The 3,498-nt window shown below is 69.5% G+C and carries 2 protein-coding genes; both read right to left on the bottom strand.

Annotated elements, in window-relative coordinates:
- Positions 1–2,523, bottom strand: a 2,523-nt coding sequence (locus tag ACIGYR_RS39000; protein ID WP_399609047.1) for a type I polyketide synthase, incomplete at its 3' end; no start/stop codon positions are given.
- Positions 2,524–2,562: 39 nt separating this feature from the next.
- Positions 2,563–3,498: KR domain-containing protein (locus tag ACIGYR_RS38995; protein ID WP_400014470.1), on the bottom strand; the 936-nt coding region annotated here is incomplete at its 5' end.

Below are 3,498 nucleotides of genomic sequence, written 5' to 3'. Positions count from 1 at the left end.
CGGCTGGACCAGGACGGGGTGAGCGCTGGACTCCACGAAGACGGTGTGGCCGCCGGCCAGGAGGTCGGCGATGGCGGGACCGAAACGGACCTGGCCACGCAGGTTCCGGTACCAGTAGCCGCCGTCGAGGACACCCGCCTCCCGCACCCACTCACCCGTCACAGTCGAGTAGAAAGGAACCAGCGGCGCCTGAGCACGGATGTCGGCGAAGGCGGTTGTCAGTACGTCTTCGACCGCTTCGACATGCCGGGTGTGGGAAGCGTAATCCACCGCGACCCGGCGCACGCGGACGCCATCCGCCGCAAGGACGTCGAGGGCTTCGGCGAGGGCTTCGGCATCACCGGCGATCACCACCGAGGACGGACCGTTGACCGCCGCCACCTCGACTCGATCGGCCCACCGCTCGATACGCTCCGCCACTTCAGTCTCGGACAGCGACACCGACGCCATACCACCCCGGCCCGCCAGACTGCCCGCAATCACCTGACTGCGTACCGCCACCACCCGGGCCGCGTCCTGCAGCGACAACGCACCCGCCACACACGCGGCCGCGATCTCACCCTGCGAATGGCCCACCACCGCATCCGGCACCACACCCACCGACGCCCACACCGCAGCCAGACCCACCATCACCGCAAAACTCGCCGGCTGCACCACATCCACCCGCTCCAGGAGATCGGCCGGAGCATCCCCCCGCAACACATCCACCAGCGACCAGTCCACCCAAGGCTCCAACGCCGCCGCGCACTCAGCGATCCGCTCCGCGAACACCGGTGAGGAGTCCAGGAGGTCTCGACCCATGCCGGCCCACTGCGAACCCTGACCGGGGAACACCAGAACCGTCCGCCCCGCGACCGCGGCCGACGCCAATCCGCCCGTGACCACACCACGACGAGACTCACCCCGCGCCAGCGCCTCCAGACCCGCCACAGCCTCACCCCGCGAGCCGGCCACCACCACCGCACGCTCGGACAACACCGCACGCTGACCAACCAACGCCGCCGCCACGTCCGTCAGGGGCACCTTCTCGCCGGACTCCACAAAGGACGCCAACCGCTCCGCCTGCCCCACCAGGGACGCCGCCGAGGCAGCGGACACGATCAACGGCACCACACCGGCGGTCGATGCGGCCGGCGCCGCGGGCTGCTCCTGCGGTGCCTGTTCCAGGATCAGGTGCGCGTTGGTCCCACTGACACCGAAGGACGACACACCAGCGCGGCGGGGCCGGCCGGTGTCGGGCCACTCCCGGGACTCGGTCAGCAGCTCGACCGCACCCGCGGTCCAGTCCACCTTCGCCGACGGGGCATCGACATGCAGCGTGGGAGGCATGACCCCGTGCCGCAGCGCCTGCACCATCTTGATCACACCAGCCACCCCCGCCGCCGCCTGGGTATGACCGATGTTCGACTTCAACGACCCCAGCCACAGCGGCCGGTCCTCGGGCCGGTCCTGCCCGTAGGTGGCGATCAGCGCCTGCGCCTCGATCGGATCACCCAGAACCGTCCCCGTCCCGTGCCCCTCCACCACATCCACATCCGCCGTCGAAAGACCCGCATCGGCAAGCGCCTTACGGATCACCCGCTGCTGCGACGGACCATTCGGCGCAGTCAACCCGTTCGAGGCACCATCCTGATTCACCGCGCTGCCACGGATCACCGCAAGGATCCGGTGCCCGTTGCGCCGCGCCTCCGACAGCCGCTCCAGGACCACCACCCCGACGCCCTCGGCCCAGCCGGTGCCGTCCGCGGCGTCCGAGAACGCCTTGACCCGGCCGTCGACGGCGAGGCCGCCGTGGCGCGAGAACGCCACGAACGCCCCCGGCGTCGCCATCACCGTGGCCCCTCCCGCCAGCGCCAGCGAGCACTCCCCCCGCCGCAACGCCTGCGCCGCCAGATGGATCGCGACCAGCGAGGACGAACACGCCGCGTCCACCGTCACCGCCGGACCCTCAAGACCGAGCACATACGACACCCGGCCTGAGGCGACGCTCGTCATCGCTCCCGTGCCGATGAACCCTTCCAGTTCCGCCGCGCTGAAGCCGTACCCCTGTTCATAGACGCCGGAGAACACCGCGACTTCTTGGCCCTTCAACGTCCCCGGGTCGATCCCGGCCTGTTCCAACGCCTCCCACGAGGTCTCCAGCAACAACCGCTGCTGCGGATCCATCGCCAGCGCCTCACGCGGCGAGATCCCGAAGAAACCCGCGTCGAACTCCGCCGCGTCATACAGGAACCCGCCCCGGGGCACGTGGGGGGTGCCGGCCTGGCCCGGGGCGGAGTCGAACAAGCCCTCCACATCCCAGCCACGATCGGACGGGAAACCAGACATACCGTCCCGGCCCTCGCTGACCAGCCGCCACAAATCCTCCGGACCCGCCACACCACCGGGCAGACGACACGCCATACCCACAACCGCAACCGGCTCCGACTTCTCGGCCTCAAGCTCCAGCACACGCTGATGGGAACGGCGTGCCTCTGCGAGGGTGCGCTTGAGATAGTCGCGAAGCTTGCTTTCATCTGCCATCGGGGTTCAGCTCCTAGAGGCTGTGACAGTCGGCGGTTGCTAGTTGCCGAACTCGGTGTCGATCAGGTCGAAGAGTTCGTCGTCCGAGGCGGCATCGAAGTCGAGCTCCTCCTCAGCGGGCGGGGTTCCGTTCGCCAGCGACCAGGAGGCCAGAAGGCCCTGAAGCCGGGCTGTCACTTGGGCGCGGACCGAGTCGTCGGCGGGCGTCTCGGCCAAGGTGGCGTCCAGCCTGCTCAGTTCAGCCAGCAGCGGATGCGTTCCGGCCACGGATTGCGTTGCGGTCCCTAGTTCGCGGTGGAGATAGCGGGCGAGGGCGAGCGGGTTGGGGTAGTCGAAGACGATGGTGGCGGCAAGCTTGAGGCCGGTGGCCCCACGAAGGCGGTTACGCAACTCGACCGAGGTGAGCGAGTCGAACCCGGAGTCCTTGAACGCCGTCTCCGCTCCGACCTTCGCGATCCCGGCATGACCGAGGACCATCGCCACATGACCACGGACAAAATCGAGCAGCAACGCTTCCTGCTCCTGCGGTGTGAGCCCTGCAAGCCGGGCAGCAAGGCCACCACCACTGTCCCCCGCCCCTGCCTGCCTGTCTCCCGCCCGTGCCCGCCGCCGTCCGCCCTGCACCAGACCACCCAGAAGCCCTGGCAGACCCCCGCCGGCCACAGCATCAGCACGCAGCCTCCGCAGATCCAGCTTGATCGGCACCACCAGAGCCGCGGAAACCCGCAGGGCCGCGTCGAACAGCCCCATTCCCTCGGCGGCCGCGATAGGCAGGATGCCGCCACGGCTCATACGAGCCTGATCGACCTCACCCAGGTGAGCGGTCAATCCGGTGCTCTGCTCCCACAGGCCCCAGGCCATCGAGACACCGGGCAGGCCGGCGGCCCGCCGGTGGGCCATGAGCGCGTCGAGATAGGAGTTGGCGGCGGCGTAGCTGCCCTGGCCGGCGGAGCCGAGCAGAGCGGCGGCGGAGGA

It is taken from the genome of Streptomyces sp. NPDC053076, assembly GCF_044546845.1.
Taxonomy (GTDB): domain Bacteria; phylum Actinomycetota; class Actinomycetes; order Streptomycetales; family Streptomycetaceae; genus Streptomyces.
The sequence above is the reverse complement of the archived record's forward strand: the minus strand, read 5'-3'. Positions and strand labels throughout refer to the sequence as shown.